Origin of the sequence: Aerolutibacter ruishenii (genome assembly GCF_007830115.1) — a bacterium.
GTDB lineage: Bacteria > Pseudomonadota > Gammaproteobacteria > Xanthomonadales > Xanthomonadaceae > Aerolutibacter > Aerolutibacter ruishenii.
Genome location: NZ_VLKP01000021.1, coordinates 1 through 17,422 on the forward strand (window position 1 = coordinate 1; position 17,422 = coordinate 17,422).

The 17,422-nt window shown below is 65.4% G+C and carries 13 protein-coding genes and 1 tRNA gene; all 14 read right to left on the bottom strand.

The annotated features are described in order from the left end of the window. Positions 1-623, bottom strand: a 623-nt coding sequence (locus tag IP93_RS15280; protein ID WP_144810809.1) for a GTP-binding protein, incomplete at its 3' end; no start/stop codon positions are given. 70 nt (positions 624-693) lie between these two features. Next, positions 694-2,817, bottom strand: a complete 2,124-nt coding sequence (gene fusA / locus IP93_RS15285; RefSeq protein WP_144817144.1) for an elongation factor G — start codon at positions 2,815-2,817, stop codon at positions 694-696. Between the two features lie 145 nt (positions 2,818-2,962). Continuing rightward, a complete protein-coding gene (gene rpsG / locus IP93_RS15290; RefSeq protein WP_144817146.1) occupies positions 2,963-3,430 on the bottom strand; it encodes a 30S ribosomal protein S7 in 468 nt (155 codons plus the stop codon). Between the two features lie 70 nt (positions 3,431-3,500). Beyond that, positions 3,501-3,875: a 30S ribosomal protein S12 gene (gene rpsL, locus IP93_RS15295; protein ID WP_036140069.1), complete on the bottom strand. Its 375-nt coding sequence runs from the start codon at positions 3,873-3,875 to the stop codon at positions 3,501-3,503. A 289-nt stretch (positions 3,876-4,164) separates the two neighbouring features. After that, positions 4,165-8,403, bottom strand: coding sequence for a DNA-directed RNA polymerase subunit beta' (gene rpoC / locus IP93_RS15300; protein WP_144817148.1), 4,239 nt, complete (start codon positions 8,401-8,403; stop codon positions 4,165-4,167). Between the two features lie 99 nt (positions 8,404-8,502). Then, positions 8,503-12,654, bottom strand: coding sequence for a DNA-directed RNA polymerase subunit beta (gene rpoB, locus IP93_RS15305; RefSeq protein WP_144817150.1), 4,152 nt, complete (start codon positions 12,652-12,654; stop codon positions 8,503-8,505). A gap of 284 nt (positions 12,655-12,938) precedes the next feature. After that, a complete protein-coding gene (gene rplL / locus IP93_RS15310; RefSeq protein ID WP_144817152.1) occupies positions 12,939-13,307 on the bottom strand; it encodes a 50S ribosomal protein L7/L12 in 369 nt (122 codons plus the stop codon). 58 nt (positions 13,308-13,365) lie between these two features. Next, a complete protein-coding gene (rplJ, locus tag IP93_RS15315; protein ID WP_144817154.1) occupies positions 13,366-13,893 on the bottom strand; it encodes a 50S ribosomal protein L10 in 528 nt (175 codons plus the stop codon). Positions 13,894-14,248: 355 nt separating this feature from the next. Further along, positions 14,249-14,947, bottom strand: coding sequence for a 50S ribosomal protein L1 (gene rplA / locus IP93_RS15320; RefSeq protein WP_144817156.1), 699 nt, complete (start codon positions 14,945-14,947; stop codon positions 14,249-14,251). A gap of 3 nt (positions 14,948-14,950) precedes the next feature. Beyond that, positions 14,951-15,379, bottom strand: a complete 429-nt coding sequence (rplK, locus tag IP93_RS15325; RefSeq protein ID WP_144817158.1) for a 50S ribosomal protein L11 — start codon at positions 15,377-15,379, stop codon at positions 14,951-14,953. A 295-nt stretch (positions 15,380-15,674) separates the two neighbouring features. Further along, positions 15,675-16,256, bottom strand: a complete 582-nt coding sequence (nusG, locus tag IP93_RS15330; protein ID WP_144817160.1) for a transcription termination/antitermination protein NusG — start codon at positions 16,254-16,256, stop codon at positions 15,675-15,677. Between the two features lie 4 nt (positions 16,257-16,260). Continuing rightward, the gene (gene secE, locus IP93_RS15335; RefSeq protein WP_144817162.1) at positions 16,261-16,638 is read right to left on the bottom strand and encodes a preprotein translocase subunit SecE; all 378 of its coding nucleotides are present in this window, start codon (positions 16,636-16,638) and stop codon (positions 16,261-16,263) included. A gap of 93 nt (positions 16,639-16,731) precedes the next feature. Further along, positions 16,732-16,807: transfer RNA gene (locus tag IP93_RS15340), tRNA-Trp, on the bottom strand. A 137-nt stretch (positions 16,808-16,944) separates the two neighbouring features. After that, positions 16,945-17,422, bottom strand: a 478-nt coding sequence (locus tag IP93_RS15345) for an EF-Tu C-terminal domain-related protein (protein WP_242006897.1), incomplete at its 5' end; no start/stop codon positions are given.

A 17,422-nucleotide genomic window follows, 5' to 3' on the forward strand; every position in this document is an offset into this window, starting at 1 on the left:
TCACGCTCCGGCAGCGGGATGAACGTGTCCAGCGCGTCCACCAGCTTCAGGATCGCCGGCACGCCGATCTCCGACTGGTCGCCTTCCAGCGCCAGGCGGGCCGAACCGTGGATGATCGGGGTGTCGTCGCCCGGGAAGTCGTACTTGCTCAGCAGCTCGCGCACTTCCATCTCGACCAGCTCGAGCAGCTCGGCGTCGTCAACCATGTCGGCCTTGTTCAGGAACACCACGATGTACGGCACGCCGACCTGACGCGACAGCAGGATGTGCTCGCGGGTCTGCGGCATCGGGCCGTCAGCGGCCGAGCACACCAGGATCGCACCGTCCATCTGCGCCGCACCGGTGATCATGTTCTTCACGTAGTCGGCGTGGCCCGGGCAGTCCACGTGCGCGTAGTGACGGGTCGGGCTTTCGTACTCGACGTGCGCGGTCGAGATCGTGATGCCGCGCGCCTTCTCTTCCGGCGCCGCGTCGATCGAGGAGTAATCCTTGAACTCGCCGCCAAAACGCTCCGCGCCCACCTTGGTCAGCGCCGCGGTCAGCGTGGTCTTGCCGTGGTCAACGTGACCGATGGTGCCCACGTTCACGTGCGGCTTGGTGCGCTCGAACTTACCCTTTGCCATTGCTCTATACCTCTAATTTGGAAACTGTTGATTCTTGGAGGAACCGCGGCCGGCCTCAGCCGGCCGGGCTTCAGCCCTTCTTGATGACCGCTTCGGCGATGTTGGTCGGCGCTTCGGCGTAGTGGTCGAACTCCATCGAGAACGTGGCGCGACCCTGCGACATCGAGCGGAGCGACGTGGCGTAGCCGAACATCTCGCCCAGCGGGACCATCGCGTTGATGATCTTGCCCGACGGGCTGTCGTCCTGGCCCTGCAGCAGGCCACGACGACGGCTCACGTCGCCCATCACGTCACCGACGTAGTCCTCGGGGGTGACGATCTCGACCTTCATCATCGGCTCGAGCAGCACCGGATCCGCCTTGGCGAAGCCCTGCTTGAACGCCATCGACGAAGCGAGCTTGAACGCCATTTCCGACGAGTCGACGTCGTGGTACGAACCGAAGGTCAGCTTGCACTTCACGCCCACCACCGGGAAGCCGGCCAGCGGACCGCTGGTGATGGTCTCGCGCAGGCCCTTCTCGATCGCCGGGATGAATTCCTTCGGAATCACGCCACCGGTGATGTCGTTGACGAACAGGAAGTCGTCCTTCACGTCCGCGTTGGCCTTGTCGGCCTCGGTCATCGGCGACAGTTCGATCACGACGTGACCGTACTGACCCTTACCACCGGACTGCTTGGAGTGCTTGTAGTCAGACTTGACGTCCGACTTGCGGATCGTCTCGCGGTAGGCCACCTGCGGCTTGCCGACGTTGGCTTCAACGTTGAACTCGCGCTTCATGCGGTCGACGATGATGTCCAGGTGCAGCTCGCCCATGCCGGCGATGATGGTCTGGCCCGATTCTTCGTCGGTACGCACGCGGAACGAGGGATCTTCCTGGGCCAGGCGGCCGAGGGCGATACCCATCTTTTCCTGGTCCGACTTGGTCTTGGGCTCGACCGCCATCGAGATGACCGGCTCCGGGAAGCTCATGCGCTCGAGCACGATCGGCGCGTCCTGCGAGCACAGGGTGTCACCGGTGGTGACGTCCTTCAGGCCCACGGCCGCGGCGATGTCGCCGGCCAGCACTTCCTTGATCTCTTCGCGGTTGTTGGAGTGCATCTGCAGCAGACGGCCGATGCGCTCCTTCTTGCCCTTGACCGAGTTCAGCACCTGGTCGCCGGCGTTGAGGGTGCCCGAGTAGACGCGGAAGAAGGTCAGCGAGCCGACGAACGGGTCGGTCATGATCTTGAACGCCAGCGCCGAGAACGGAGCCTTGTCGTCCGACTTGCGGGTCAGCTCCTTGGTCTCGTCGTCCACGTCCACGCCGCGCACGTCCGGCACGTCCACCGGCGACGGCAGCAGCTGGATCACGCCGTCGAGCATGGCCTGCACGCCCTTGTTCTTGAACGCGGTACCGCAGAACATCGGCACGATCTCGGTCTTCAGCGTGCGCTCGCGCAGCGCCGACACGATCTCGGCCTCGGTCAGCTCTTCGCCGCCCAGGTACTTGTCCATCAGCTCTTCGCTGGCTTCGGCCGCAGCCTCGACCATGAAGGCACGGGCCTCTTCGGCGACTTCCTGCAGGTCGGCCGGGATGTCGCGGTACTCGAACTTCATGCCCTGCGAAGCGGTATCCCAGTGGATGGCCTTCATCTTCAGCAGGTCGACCACGCCGTCGAAGTTGTCCTCCGCGCCGACCGGCACCTGCATCGGCACCGGCACCGCGCCCAGGCGCGACTTCAGCTGGTCACGGACCTTGAAGAAGTTGGCGCCGGTGCGGTCCATCTTGTTGACGAACGCGATGCGCGGCACGTGGTACTTGTTGGCCTGGCGCCACACGGTCTCCGACTGCGGCTGCACGCCGCCCACGGCGCACAACACGAACACGGCGCCGTCGAGCACGCGCAGCGAACGCTCGACTTCGATGGTGAAGTCGACGTGGCCGGGGGTGTCGATGATGTTGAAGCGGTGCTCCGGCAGGGACTTGTCCATGCCCTTCCAGAACGCTGTGGTCGCGGCGGACTGGATCGTGATGCCACGCTCCTGCTCCTGCTCCATCCAGTCCATGGTCGCGGCGCCGTCATGCACTTCACCCAGCTTGTGGCTCTTGCCGGTGTAGAACAGGATGCGCTCGGACGTGGTGGTCTTGCCGGCATCGATGTGGGCCATGATGCCGAAGTTGCGGTAACGCTCGATGGGAGTGGTGCGAGCCACGGGACCCTCTCGTAAGTTTTGTGAATTCCAGATGGCCGGACGCCGCCTCGGGGGCGGCCTCCGGTTCGCGTGGCGGCGTAACGCCGCCGCGTCAGCGCTTCTGCGCCGTGGGCGCCCCGCGCGGCTCAGCCGGCGGGGCGGTCCATCACCAGCGGTAGTGCGCGAACGCCTTGTTCGCGTCCGCCATGCGGTGGGTTTCTTCGCGCTTCTTGATCGCGCCGCCGCGGTTCTCCGAGGCGTCCATCAGCTCGGCGGCCAGCTTGCGCGGCATGCTGTTCTCGCCACGCTTGCGGGCCGACTCGATCAGCCAGCGCATCGCCAGCGCCATGCGGCGCGAGGAACGCACTTCGACCGGGACCTGGTAGGTCGCGCCGCCGACGCGGCGGGACTTGACCTCGACCGACGGCGACACGTTGCCGAGGGCCTTCTCGACCAGCTCGAGGGCGTTCGGGTTCTTCTCGCCGATCACGTCCATGGCGCCATAGACGATCTTCTCAGCGATCGACTTCTTGCCGCTCTGCATGACCATGTTGATGAAGCGCGCGATCGTCTCGCTGCCGTGCTTGGGGTCCGGCAGGACCGAACGCTGGGGGGTGGAGCCTTTACGCGACATGTTGCGTACCTTTCGTCAAATCTTGAACGGGCGACCCGCCTGGGCGGGCCACGCTGTGTGAGCGCGTCGCTTAGGACTTCGGACGCTTGGCGCCGTACTTGGAACGGCGCTGGCGACGCTTGGCGACACCGGCGGCGTCGAGCGAGCCGCGCACGGTGTGGTAACGCACGCCCGGGAGGTCCTTCACACGACCACCGCGGATCAGCACCACCGAGTGCTCCTGCAGGTTGTGGCCTTCGCCGCCGATGTACGAAATGACTTCGTAACCGTTGGTCAGGCGCACCTTGGCCACCTTGCGCATCGCCGAGTTCGGCTTCTTCGGGGTGGTGGTGTAGACGCGGGTGCAAACGCCACGACGCTGCGGGCAGTTCGCCAGCGCCGGGGAAGCGCTCTTGTAGGTTTCAGGGTTGCGCGGCTTGCGCACCAGCTGATTGATAGTCGCCATCTGGAGCTCTGGTTGGTGAGGGGGCCGGGCGGCCTCCGCGGGAAAACAAACGGGCAGCCGACTACTTCCGGCCAACCGAGACGAAAAAGTATAGCCCGCGTCAGACCCTGCGGTCAACGCGGACTAAACCTGTTTTCCGGATCCGACGCGCGAACGCACCCGACCGGAGAATCTGCGATCCCGCCCGTCCTGGGCCCAACACGAGGCGCTCCCTGCGACCTCATTTGGTGATCTGGGGCGGTGCGTTTGAAGGCACCGCCCGGGTTAACGCGGGGATTGTACCCGGTTTTTACTCGGCCGTGGAGTCCTCGCCCGCGACATCGGCGGCTTCGGCCACTTCGGTCGCGACCGGGCCCGCCAGCACTTCAAGCTCGGAGTCGGTCAAGCCCGACGCGTTCTTGCGGCGCTGCGTGTGGTACGCCAGGCCGGTACCGGCCGGGATCAGGCGACCCACGATCACGTTTTCCTTGAGGCCGCGCAGGCTGTCGCGGGTGCCGCGGACAGCGGCCTCGGTCAGCACGCGGGTGGTCTCCTGGAACGAAGCCGCGGAGATGAACGACTCGGTCGCCAGCGAGGCCTTGGTGATGCCCAGCAGGACCGGATCGAACTTCGCCGGCATCTCGTTGCGGCCCAGCACGCGGGCGTTTTCCTCGACCAGGCGCTGGCGCTCGACCTGCTCGCCGTGCAGGAACTTGCTGTCGCCCTGCTCGGTGATCTCGACCTTGCGCAGCATCTGGCGAACGATCACCTCGATGTGCTTGTCGTTGATCTTCACGCCCTGCAGGCGGTAGACGTCCTGGATTTCCTTGGTCAGGTACACGGCCAGCGGCTCGACACCCAGCAGGCGCAGGATGTCCTGCGGGCTCGGCTCGCCGTCCACCACGGTCTCGCCCTTCTCCACGTGCTCGCCTTCGAACACGATGATCTGGCGGTACTTGGGGATCAGCTCCTCGTGCTCGTTGCCGTCGGTGTCGCGGATGATCAGGCGCTGCTTGCCCTTGGTGTCCTTGCCGAAGCTGACGATGCCCGAGCGCTCGGCCAGCACCGCCGGATCCTTGGGCTTGCGGGCTTCGAACAGGTCGGCCACGCGCGGCAGACCACCGGTGATGTCGCGGGTCTTGGACGCTTCCTGCGGGATCTTGGCGACCACGTCACCCACGCCCACCGGCGAGCCGTCCTGCAGGTTGACGACCGAGCGCGGCGGCAGCAGGTACTGCGCCGGCAGGTCGGTACCCGGGATGGACAGGTCCTTGCCGTTCTTGTCGACGATGCGCACCAGCGGACGCAGGTCCTTGCCCTGCGAGCCGCGGCGCTTGGGATCGGTGATCTCGCGCGAGGCCAGGCCGGTCAGCTCGTCGGTCTTCTCGATCACGGTCACGCCATCGACGAAGTCGATGAAGCGGACGAAACCAGCGACTTCCGAGACGATCGGGTGGTTGTGCGGATCCCAGTTGGCCACGGTCTGGCCGGCCTTGATCTCGGCACCGTCCTTGACGCTGACGGTGGCGCCGTACGGCAGCTTGTAGCGCTCGCGCTCGCGGCCGTGCGGGTCGAGGACCGACAGTTCACCCGAGCGCGACACGGCCACGCGGTGGCCCTGGCTGTGCTCGACGAACTTCAGGTTGTTGTACTTGATCGAACCGGTGGTCTTGACCGTCACATTGTCGATGGCGGCCGCACGCGACGCCGCACCACCGATGTGGAACGTACGCATGGTCAGCTGGGTACCCGGCTCGCCGATCGACTGCGCGGCGACGACGCCGACCGCTTCGCCGTGGTTGACCAGGTGGCCGCGGCCGAGGTCGCGACCGTAGCAGTGCGAGCACACGCCGAACGAGCTTTCGCAGGTGATGGTCGAGCGGACCTTGATGACCTGCACGCTGGCGTCTTCCAGCTTCTGCACCCAGGCTTCGTCGAGCAGGGTGTTGCGGGTGACGATCGGATCCTCGTCGTTGCCCGGCAGGAACACGTCCTCGGCCACGACGCGGCCCAGCACGCGGTCGCGCAGCGGCTCGACCACGTCGCCGCCTTCGACGATCGGGGTCATCATCAGGCCCTCGAGCGTGCCGCAGTCGGTCTCGGTGATGACCACGTCCTGCGCCACGTCGACCAGGCGACGGGTCAGGTAACCGGAGTTCGCGGTCTTCAGCGCGGTATCGGCCAGGCCCTTGCGGGCGCCGTGGGTCGAGATGAAGTACTGCTGGACGTTCAGGCCTTCGCGGAAGTTGGAGGTGATCGGCGTTTCGATGATCGAGCCGTCCGGCTTGGCCATCAGGCCGCGCATGCCGGCGAGCTGGCGGATCTGGGCCTGCGAACCACGCGCGCCCGAGTCGGCCATGATGTAGATCGAGTTCATCGACTTCTGGTCGACGACCTCGCCCTTGGCGTTCTCCACCTTCTCGGTGCCGATGGTGTCCATCATCGCCTTGGCCACGCGCTCGTTGGTGCGCGACCAGATGTCGACCACCTTGTTGTAGCGCTCGCCGCCGGTGACCAAGCCCGACTGGTACTGCTCCTGGATCTCCAGCACCTCGGCTTCGGCCTCGGCCAGGATGCCCTTCTTCTCGTCCGGGATGATCATGTCGTCGATGCCGATCGACACGCCGGCGCGCGTTGCGAACGCGAAACCGGTGTACATCAGCTTGTCGGCGAACACGACCGTGTCCTTCAGGCCGAGCATGCGGTAGCAGGAGTTGATCAGGCGGCTGATGTTCTTCTTGGTCAGCTCGACGTTGGCCAGCGCGAACGGCAGGCCCTCCGGCAGGATCTCGCGCAGCAGGGCGCGGCCGACGGTGGTCTCGACGATGGAGGTCTTCTGCTCGAAGGTGCCGTCCTCGTTCTTCACGCGCTCGGTGATGCGCACCTTGATGCCGGCGTGCAGCTCGACCACGCGTTTGCCGTCATGGTCGTTGGTGTCGTACGCGCGCTTCACCTCGGCGACGTTGGCGAACACCATGCCCTCGCCCTTCTTGCCGACGAGCTGGCGGGTCATGTAGTACAGGCCCAGCACCACGTCCTGCGACGGCACGATGATCGGCTCGCCGTTGGCCGGCGACAGGATGTTGTTGGACGCCATCATCAGCGCGCGCGCTTCCAGCTGGGCTTCCAGCGAAAGCGGCACGTGCACGGCCATCTGGTCACCGTCGAAGTCGGCGTTGAATGCCGTACACACCAGCGGATGCAACTGGATCGCCTTGCCTTCGATCAGCACCGGCTCGAAGGCCTGGATGCCGAGGCGGTGCAGGGTCGGGGCGCGGTTCAGCAGCACCGGGTGCTCGCGGATCACCTCTTCGAGGATGTCCCACACCTCGGCCTCTTCACGCTCGACCAGCTTCTTGGCGGCCTTGATCGTGGTGGCCAGGCCGCGACGCTGCAGCTTGGCGAAGATGAAGGGCTTGAACAGCTCCAGCGCCATCTTCTTCGGCAGGCCGCACTGGTGCAGCTTGAGGTACGGACCGACCACGATGACCGAACGGCCGGAGTAGTCGACGCGCTTGCCGAGCAGGTTCTGGCGGAAGCGGCCCTGCTTGCCCTTGATCATGTCGGCCAGCGACTTGAGCGGGCGCTTGTTGGTGCCGGTGATGGCGCGGCCGCGGCGGCCGTTGTCCATCAGGGCGTCAACCGACTCCTGCAGCATGCGCTTTTCGTTGCGCACGATGATGTCCGGAGCGTTGAGCTCCAGCAGGCGGCGCAGGCGGTTGTTGCGGTTGATGACGCGGCGGTACAGGTCGTTCAGGTCGGAGGTCGCGAAGCGGCCACCGTCCAGCGGGACCAGCGGACGCAGGTCCGGCGGCAGCACCGGCAGCACGGTCATGACCATCCACTCCGGGCGGTTGCCGGACTCGAGGAAGGCCTCGACCAGCTTGATGCGCTTGGTCAGGCGCTTGAGCTTGGTCTCCGAACCGGTGGAGGCGATCTCCTCCTTCAGGGTGACCATCTCCGACTGCAGGTCGATGGTGCGCAGCAGGTCATAGACCGCCTCGGCGCCCATCGCGGCCTCGAAGTCGTCGCCGTGCTCCTGACGCGCCTGCATGTACTGCTCTTCGGTCAGCAGGTTGCCGCGCTCGAGCGGGGTCAGGCCCGGCTCGGTGACGACATACGCTTCGAAGTACAGGATGCGCTCGATGTCGCGCAGGGTCATGTCCAGCATCAGGCCGATGCGCGACGGCAGCGACTTGAGGAACCAGATGTGCGCGACCGGCGAGGCCAGGTCGATGTGGCCCATGCGCTCGCGGCGCACCTTGGCCAGCGTGACCTCGGTGCCGCACTTCTCGCAGACCACGCCGCGGTGCTTCATGCGCTTGTACTTGCCGCACAGGCACTCGTAGTCCTTGATCGGCCCGAAGATGGCGGCGCAGAACAGGCCGTCGCGCTCGGGCTTGAAGGTGCGGTAGTTGATGGTTTCCGGCTTCTTGACTTCGCCGAACGACCACGAACGGATCAGGTCGGGCGAGGCCAGTGCGATCTTGATGGCGTCGAAGTCGAGCGCCGGTCGCTGCTGGTTGAACAGGTTGAGCAGGTCTTTCATTTCTTTTCTCCAGTCCGGAGGAATTCGTCGAGGGGCTGTGGATTACCGACTGCGGAGCGAGGGGAGCGCGCGTGACGCTGCACTCCCCCGCCCTTGGGATCAGTTCTCTTCCAGCTCCATGTTGATCGCGAGCGAGCGGATTTCCTTCACGAGGACGTTGAAGGACTCCGGCATGCCGGCCACCATCTCGTACTCGCCGTCGACGATGTTCTTGTACATCTGGTTGCGGCCCTGCACGTCGTCGGACTTCACCGTCAGCATTTCCTGCAGGGTGTAGGCCGCGCCGTAGGCTTCCAGCGCCCAGACTTCCATTTCACCGAAGCGCTGGCCGCCGAACTGCGCCTTGCCGCCCAGCGGCTGCTGGGTGACGAGCGAGTACGGACCGGTCGAACGCGCGTGCATCTTGTCGTCGACCAGGTGGTTGAGCTTCAGCATGTGCATGTAGCCCACGGTCACCTTGCGGTCGAACGCCTCGCCGGTACGGCCGTCGTACAAGGTGGTCTGGCCGCTGGTCGGCAGGTCGGCGAGCTCGAGCATGCGCTTGATCTCGGCCTCGGCCGCGCCGTCGAACACCGGGGTGGCCATCGGCACGCCGTCGGTGAGGTTGTTGGCCAGCACCAGCAGCTCCTGGTCGGAGAACTGGGTCAGGTCAACGCGCTCGCCGTGCGCCTTGCGGTCGTGGTTGTAGATATCGTCGAGGAACTTGCGCAGGTCGGCGATCTTGGCCTGTGCCTCGAGCATGCGCTGGATCTTCTGGCCCAGGCCCTTGGCGGCCCAGCCCAGGTGGACTTCCAGCACCTGGCCGATGTTCATGCGCGACGGCACGCCCAGCGGGTTCAGCACGATGTCGACGGTCTGGCCATCGGCCGCGTACGGCATGTCCTGCACCGGCACGATGGTCGAGACCACACCCTTGTTACCGTGGCGGCCGGCCATCTTGTCGCCCGGCTGGATGCGGCGCTTCACGGCCAGGAACACCTTGACCATCTTCAGCACGCCCGGGGCGAGGTCGTCGCCCTGCATGATCTTGGCGCGCTTGTCGGCGAAACGCTTCTCGAACTCGTCCTTGTGGACGTCGATCTGCTTCTGCGCGCGCTCGATCGCCTCGATGGCGTCGTCGTCCTTCATGCGCAGGCCGAACCAGTCCTTGCGGGAAAGGCCATCCAGCACCAGCGAGGTGACGGTGTCGCCCTTCTTCAGGCCGGCACCGCCGTTGGCGACCTTGCCGACCAGCTGCGAGCGCAGGCGGTCGTAGATGGCGGCTTCGAGGATGCGGTACTGGTCGTCGAAGTCCTTCTTGACGCGCTTGATCTCGCTCTCTTCGATCTGGCGCGCACGCGCGTCCTTCTCGATGCCGTCGCGGGTGAAGACCTGCACGTCGATGACCACGCCGTCCATGCCCGGGGGCACGCGCAGCGAGCTGTCCTTAACGTCGGAGGCCTTTTCGCCGAAGATCGCGCGCAGCAGCTTCTCTTCCGGGGTCAGCTGGCTTTCGCCCTTAGGCGTGACCTTGCCCACCAGGATGTCGCCAGCGCGGACTTCCGCGCCGATGTACACCACGCCGGACTGGTCGAGGCGGTTCAACGCCTGCTCGGACACGTTGGGGATGTCGGCGGTGATCTCCTCCGGCCCCAGCTTGGTGTCGCGCGCCTGGACGGTGAGCTCCTCGATGTGGATCGTCGTATAGCGGTCTTCCTGGACCACGCGCTCGGACAGCAGCATCGAGTCTTCGAAGTTGTAGCCGTTCCACGGCATGAACGCGATCAGCATGTTCTGGCCCAGGGCCAGCTCGCCGATGTCGGTCGACGGGCCGTCGGCCAGCACGTCACCGCGCGCCACCACGTCACCGACCTTCACCAGCGGCGACTGGTTGATGCAGGTGTTCTGGTTCGAACGGGTGTACTTGATGAGGTTGTAGATGTCGACGCCGGCGTCGTGCTCGCCGGAAATCTCGACTTCGTTGACCTTGACCACGATGCGGGCCGCGTCGATCTGCTCGATCACGCCGCCACGCCTGGCGTTCACGGTCACACCCGAGTCACGCGCCACGGCGCGCTCGATGCCGGTACCGACCAGCGGCTTCTGCGCCTTCAGGGTCGGCACGGCCTGGCGCTGCATGTTGGCGCCCATCAGCGCACGGTTGGCGTCGTCGTGCTCGAGGAACGGGACGAGCGCGGCCGCGACCGACACGGTCTGCATCGGCGAGACGTCCATGAAGTGGATCTCGCTCGGCGGCTTGAGCAGGTTTTCACCCTGGAAGCGGCAATTCACGAACGGCGCGGTCATCACGCCGTTCTCGTCCTGAGGCGCGTTGGCCTGGGCGATGACGTACTCGTTTTCCTCGATGGCCGACAGGTACTCGACGTCGTCGGTGACGCGGCCGTCCACGACCTTGCGGTACGGCGTCTCGAGGAAGCCGTAGCGGTTGGTGCGGGCGAACACGGCCAGCGAGTTGATCAGGCCGATGTTCGGGCCTTCCGGCGTCTCGATGGTGCAGACGCGGCCGTAGTGGGTCGGGTGCACGTCGCGCACTTCGAAGCCGGCGCGCTCGCGGGTCAGGCCACCCGGGCCGAGGGCCGACACGCGACGCTTGTGCGTGACTTCCGACAGCGGGTTGTTCTGGTCCATGAACTGCGACAGCTGCGAGGAGCCGAAGAACTCCTTGATCGCGGCGGCCACCGGCTTGGCGTTGATCAGTTCCTGCGGGGTCAGGCCTTCGGACTCGGCCATCGACAGGCGCTCCTTCACGGCGCGCTCGACGCGGACCAGGCCGACGCGGAACACGTTCTCGGCCATTTCGCCGACCGAACGCACGCGACGGTTGCCCAGGTGGTCGATGTCGTCCACCACGCCACGGCCGTTGCGGATCTCGGTCAGGACCTTGATCACGTCCAGGATGTCGGAACCGGTGCACTGCTCGCGCAGTCGGATCGATTCCTCGTCCTTGCGCTCGGCGAAGTACTTGCTGTCGTACAGCACCGACGCGCCCTCGGTCTCCTTGCGACCCAGGCGGCGGTTGAACTTCATCCGACCGACGCTCGACAGGTCGTAGCGCTCGAAGGTGAAGAACAGGTTGTGGAACAGGTTCTGCGCAGCGTCCTTGGTCGGCGGCTCGCCGGGACGCATCATGCGGTAGATCTCGACCAGCGCGTCGAGCTGCGTCTTGGTCGCGTCGATGCGCAGGGTGTTGGAGATGTACGGACCGCGGTCGAGGTCGTTCACCCACAGCGTGCCGACCGAAGCCACGCCGGCCTTGCGGAACTTGGCCAGCTGGTCTTCGGTGATCTCGTCGTTGGCGTTGGCCAGCAACTCGCCGGTGTTGGCGTCGACCACGTCGTGCGACAGGATGCGGCCGACCAGGTAGCTGTCCGGCACGGCCAGCGCGGAAATGCCGGCGGCTTCCAGCTGCTTGGTGTGGCGCGCGGTGATGCGGCGGCCCGCCTCGACGATGACCTTGTCGCCATCGGCCAGGTCGAAGTCCAGCGTTTCACCACGCAGGCGCTCGGCCACCAGCTCCAGCTGCACGCCTTCCTTCGGATCGATGTGGAAGGTGTTGATCTCGAAGAACTCGCGCAGCATCTCCTCGTTGGTGTAACCGAGGGCGCGCAGGAGCACGGTCACCGGCAGCTTGCGGCGACGGTCGATACGGGTGAACAGGCCATCCTTCGGGTCGAACTCGAAGTCCAGCCACGAGCCGCGGTAAGGAATGATGCGGGCGCTGTACAGCAGCTTGCCCGAGCTGTGGGTCTTGCCGCGGTCGTGGTCGAAGAACACGCCCGGCGAACGGTGCAGCTGCGAGACGATGACGCGCTCGGTGCCGTTGACGATGAAGGTGCCGTTGTCGGTCATGAGCGGAATCTCGCCCATGTAGACCTCCTGCTCCTTCACGTACTTGATGGCCTTGGTGCTCGACTCACGGTCGTAGATCACCAGGCGCACGGTCACGCGCAGCGGGGCGCCGTACGACAGGCCGCGGTTGCGGCACTCGCGCTCGTCGAACGCGGGCTCGCCCAGCTTGTAGCCGACGTATTCCAGCGCGGCATTGCCGCTGTAGCTGGCGATCGGGAAGACCGACTTGAGGGCGGCGTGGAGGCCCTTGTCGTCGCGCTTGGCCGGATCCTTGTTCTCCTGCAGGAACTCGCGGTACGAGTCGACCTGGATGGCCAGCAGGAAGGGCACTTCAAGGATGGACCGGCGCTTGCCGAAATCCTTGCGGATGCGCTTCTTTTCGGTGAACGAGTACGTCGTCATGGGGAGCTACCGCCTCGGTTTTGTTGTACGAGGGCCGCCGTCGCGGGCCTCGGGTGGGCCGCGCGTCCGCGACCCTGGGGGAACGAAGAACTGTCAGTTGGAAGCCGCGGGTATTGCCGGCACCCGCACGCCTTCTGCTGCTGCTTCCAACTACCAACTCGGTTGGGTTTCCTGCCTGCCGCCGGGCACGCCCGGACGCAGGACTTCAACAACGGCCAAAGGCCGGGGTCTTTCGACCCCAGCCTTGGGTGGTCGCCAGTGGTGGCCGGCGACGCAAGTACTGCTTACTTCAGCTCGACGGTCGCGCCGGCGGCCTCGAGTTCCTTCTTGAACTTGTCGGCGTCTTCCTTCGAAGCGCCTTCCTTCACCACGCCACCGGCCTCGGCCAGGTCCTTGGCTTCCTTCAGGCCCAGGCCCGTGATGGCGCGAACGGCCTTGATGACCTCGACCTTCTTGGCGCCGGCATCCTTCAGGATGACGTTGAACTCGGTCTGCTCTTCGACCGGGGCAGCGGCGGCGGCCGGACCGGCGACCATCACCGGGGCAGCGGCGGTGACGCCGAACTTCTCTTCGATGGCCTTCACCAGGTCCATCACTTCCATCAGCGACTTGGCGGCGATGGCGTCGACGATCTGCTCGTTGGACAGGGACATTGCATTTACCTCTGGAAAATTATTCTTGCGAATGGGTTAGTAAGTCGCGTACGCAAACTCAGGCTTCGGCGGCCGCTTCGACCGGTGCCGCTTCGCCACCGCCCTGCTTGTCGGCCACGGCCTTGACGGCGCGGGCGAACATCGTGGCGGGTTCGGCGAGGACACGGGCCAGCATGGCCAGGGCCTGTTCGCGGGTCGGCAGCGAGGCCAGCACTTCGACGTGCTCGGCGGGCAGCAGCTTGCCTTCCACCGACACGAGCCGCGGCTTGAGCTTGTCGTTGCCCTTGGCCGCTTCCTTGATCAGACGACCGGCAGCGCCGGGTTCTTCCAGCGAGAACGCGTACAGCAGCGGACCGGTCAGGGCGTCCTTGACGACCTCGAACTCGGTACCGGCCACGGCGCGCGAGGCCAGCGTGTTCTTGACAACCTTCAAGTACACGCCGGTTTCGCGGGCCTTCTTGCGCATCGCGGTCATCTGGCTGACCGTGGTGCCCGCGTACTCGACTGCGACCAAGGAGTGCGCCTTGGCGGCGATTTCGGCCACCTCTGCGACTACATCTTGCTTCTGGGACAGATTGAGAGCCATTGCACTCCTCCAATTGAATTCCGCTTACGGCTCCTGCCGCGTGCGGTCCTGGGCGACACCGGTCCCTGGCATCGGGGACGCCTTTCGGCATCCCGGTGGTGGCCACTCCAGAAAAATTTTCCAGAAGGCACCATCTACGCAGGTCGACCCGGAGGTCCGGATTAAGCAGCCCCGCTTCCACCGACGGCGATTCCCTGCCATGTCGAGCTTCCGTGCCCGTCGCCGGTAGGCGTTGACCGCGCCTGCGGTCTTTGACGGCTGCCGCCTCGGCCGGAGCCGGGGCGACGCCCTCAAAAACGTGGGTTGGGGTTGCCCCCGACCCGCCCGCCCCGCGAACGGAGCGGCTTGAAACGAATTACTTCAGGTTCAGCGACGACTGGTCGACGGTGACGCCCGGGCCCATGGTCGAGCTGATCGAGATCTTCTGCAGGTACTGACCCTTCGAGGTCGCCGGCTTGGCCTTGACCAGGTCCATCAGCAGGGCCTGCAGGTTGTCCTTCAACGAAGCGTCTTCGAACGAGGCCTTGCCGATGGTGCAGTGGATGATGCCCGCCTTGTCGGTGCGGTAACGGACCTGGCCGCCCTTGGCGTTCTTCACCGCTTCACCCGGGTTCGGGGACACGGTGCCGACCTTCGGGTTCGGCATCAGGCCGCGCGGACCGAGGACGGTACCGAGCTTGCCAACGACGCGCATGGCGTCCGGGGTGGCGATGACCACGTCATAGTTCAGGTCGCCGGCCTGCATCTTCTCGGCCAGGTCGTCCATGCCGACAGCCTCGGCGCCAGCGGCCAGGGCTTCGTCAGCCTTGGCACCGGCCGGGGCGAACACCGCCACGCGCACGGACTTGCCGGTACCGGCCGGCAGCACGGTCGAACCACGGACCTGCTGATCGGACTTCTTGGCGTCCACGCCCAGGCGCACGGCAACGTCGACGGACTCGACGAACTTGGCCTTGGTGGCGGTCTTGATGATCTTGATCGCGTCCTCGAAGGCGTACGACTTGCCCGGGACAACAGCGGCCTTGATGGCCTTTTCGCGCTTGCTCATTGCCATGTCTTAGCCCTCCACCACCAGACCCATGCTGCGGGCCGAACCCGCAATCGTCTTCACCGCCGCGTCGAGGTCGGCCGCCGTCAGGTCGGGCTCCTTCTGCTGGGCGATGGCCTCGAGTTGGGCGCGGGTGACCTTGCCCACCTTCTCGGTGTTCGGGCGCTTGGAGCCGGAGGTGATGCCGGCAGCCTTCTTCAGTAGCACCGTGGCCGGGGTCGACTTGGTGACGAAGGTGAAGGTACGGTCCGAGTAGGCCGTGATGATGACCGGGGTCGGCAGACCCGGCTCGAGCTTGGAGGTCGCGGCGTTGAACGCCTTGCAGAACTCCATGATGTTCAGGCCGCGCTGACCCAGGGCCGGGCCAACCGGCGGCGACGGGTTGGCCTGACCGGCCTTGACCTGCAGCTTGATGTAACCGACTACTTTCTTTGCCATTTTCTTGTCTCCGGGTGCAAGCGCCTGGATGTCAGGCTCCCCATCGCGCCGGGAAAATCACGTGTCCCGGCATTCACGTTTTGCTCGTGCGGACGGCCACCCGAAGGCGGCCGAACGTTCCATGGCGGCTTGCCAAGGAGAGCGAGCCGCACATCATAGCAGGGTTTGGCTGACAATGCAGGCGACTGTCCGCCATTACGGCAGGCCAGCCGAGCCAGCACCCGGATGATCGATACCCGCCTCCACGGGCTTCGCGGACCGGCGCCGGCAACCCGAAGGGCGCGGCGCGGCCGAATCAGGCCTTTTCGACCTGACCGAATTCCAGCTCCACCGGGGTCGACCGGCCGAAGATCAGCACCGCCACGCGCAGGCGGCTCTTCTCGTAGTTGATCTCTTCGACCACGCCGTTGAAGTCGTTGAACGGGCCGTCGATGACGCGGACCATCTCGCCCGGCTCGAACAGCACCTTGGGACGCGGCTTTTCGACGCCTTCCTGAACGCGGTTCAGGATGGTCGCCGCCTCGTGGTCGGCGATCGGCAGCGGCTTGTCGGCGGTGCCGCCGATGAAGCCCAGCACCTTCGGCGTTTCCTTGATCAGGTGCCAGCTTTCGCTGTCCATGCGCGGGATGCCCGCTTCGTCATGGGTGGCGATCTGCACCAGCACATAGCCCGGGAAGAACTTGCGCTCGGAGCGGCGCTTCTGGCCGGAGCGCATCTCGACCACTTCCTCGGTCGGCACCAGCACGTCGCCAAACTTGTCCTGCATGTCGGCGCGCACGATGCGGTCACGCAGCGCCTGGGCCACCGACTTCTCGAAGCCGGAATAGGCATGGACCACGTACCAGCGCTTGTTGCCTTCGTTCGTCACGTCGCTCATCTCCTCAACGCCCCAGCAGCCACTTGACCGCGGCCTGGATGACCACGTCGAAACCGGCCAGGATCAGGCTCAACACGGCCACGGCGATCATGACCACCCAGGTGGTCTGCAGCGCTTCCTGACGGGTGGGCCACACCACCTTGCGCAGTTCGAACTTCGACTCCGAAAGGAACTCGCGGGTCTGGGCGCCCTTGGCGGTGAGCATGAATACACCGAGACCGGCGAGCAGGCCAACGACCACGAGCAGGGCGCGCAGACTGCCCGGCCAATCGCTGAACCAGCTATAGCCGAACAGGCCGGCCACAACCAGCAGGATCGCGACAACATACTTGACGATGTCGCCGGCGTTGGTGGAATTGGGTTGTTGGACGTTGCTGTTCATCCGACTCGTCGCACGCACGCCGTGGCGGGCGCGTTGTCTGGAGGGAAGTCCAGCCACGGGGGCCGGGCTCTTGCGGACAAGCCCGCTACCAGGTGGCACGCCAGGAGGGACTCGAACCCCCAACCTGCGGTTTTGGAGACCGCTGCTCTGCCAATTGAGCTACTGGCGTATCGACTGGTTCCGAAAACAGCGAAGGCGGCCAGTGCCGCCATCGCCCTTTCCTGTCTCCCCGGCGATATCCGACCCGGCAGGGTCGGATGATCGGCGGGAGTCAACTCGACAGCGCAGCTGTCGTGTTAACTGTTCTTACTTGAGGATCTTGGCGACGACGCCGGCGCCGACGGTGCGGCCGCCTTCGCGGATCGCGAAACGCAGGCCTTCGTCCATCGCCACCGGATTGATCAGGGTGACCACCATCTTGATGTTGTCGCCCGGCATCACCATCTCCACGCCTTCCGGCAGCTCCACCGCACCGGTGATGTCGGTGGTGCGGAAGTAGAACTGCGGACGGTAGCCCTTGAAGAACGGGGTGTGGCGGCCGCCTTCGTCCTTCGACAGCACGTACACCTCGGCCTCGAACGTGGTGTGCGGGGTGATCGAACCCGGCTTGGCCAGCACCTGGCCACGCTCCACGTCGTCACGCTTGGTGCCGCGCAGCAGCAGGCCCGCGTTGTCGCCCGCCTGGCCCTGGTCCAGCAGCTTGCGGAACATCTCCACGCCAGTGACGGTCGTCTTCTGGGTCGGACGGATACCGACGATTTCGATTTCGTCGCCGACCTTGATG

Bases quoted from the DNA above. Each gene is read 5' to 3' on its own strand.
- rpsG (WP_144817146.1), bottom strand. From the start codon at position 3,430: ATGTCGCGTAAAGGCTCCACCCCCCAGCGTTCGGTCCTGCCGGACCCC.
- rpsL (WP_036140069.1), bottom strand. From the start codon at position 3,875: ATGGCGACTATCAATCAGCTGGTGCGCAAGCCGCGCAACCCTGAAACC.
- rpoC (WP_144817148.1), bottom strand. From the start codon at position 8,403: ATGAAAGACCTGCTCAACCTGTTCAACCAGCAGCGACCGGCGCTCGAC.
- rpoB (WP_144817150.1), bottom strand. From the start codon at position 12,654: ATGACGACGTACTCGTTCACCGAAAAGAAGCGCATCCGCAAGGATTTC.
- rplL (WP_144817152.1), bottom strand. From the start codon at position 13,307: ATGTCCCTGTCCAACGAGCAGATCGTCGACGCCATCGCCGCCAAGTCG.
- rplJ (WP_144817154.1), bottom strand. From the start codon at position 13,893: ATGGCTCTCAATCTGTCCCAGAAGCAAGATGTAGTCGCAGAGGTGGCC.
- rplA (WP_144817156.1), bottom strand. From the start codon at position 14,947: ATGGCAATGAGCAAGCGCGAAAAGGCCATCAAGGCCGCTGTTGTCCCG.
- rplK (WP_144817158.1), bottom strand. From the start codon at position 15,379: ATGGCAAAGAAAGTAGTCGGTTACATCAAGCTGCAGGTCAAGGCCGGT.
- nusG (WP_144817160.1), bottom strand. From the start codon at position 16,256: ATGAGCGACGTGACGAACGAAGGCAACAAGCGCTGGTACGTGGTCCAT.
- secE (WP_144817162.1), bottom strand. From the start codon at position 16,638: ATGAACAGCAACGTCCAACAACCCAATTCCACCAACGCCGGCGACATC.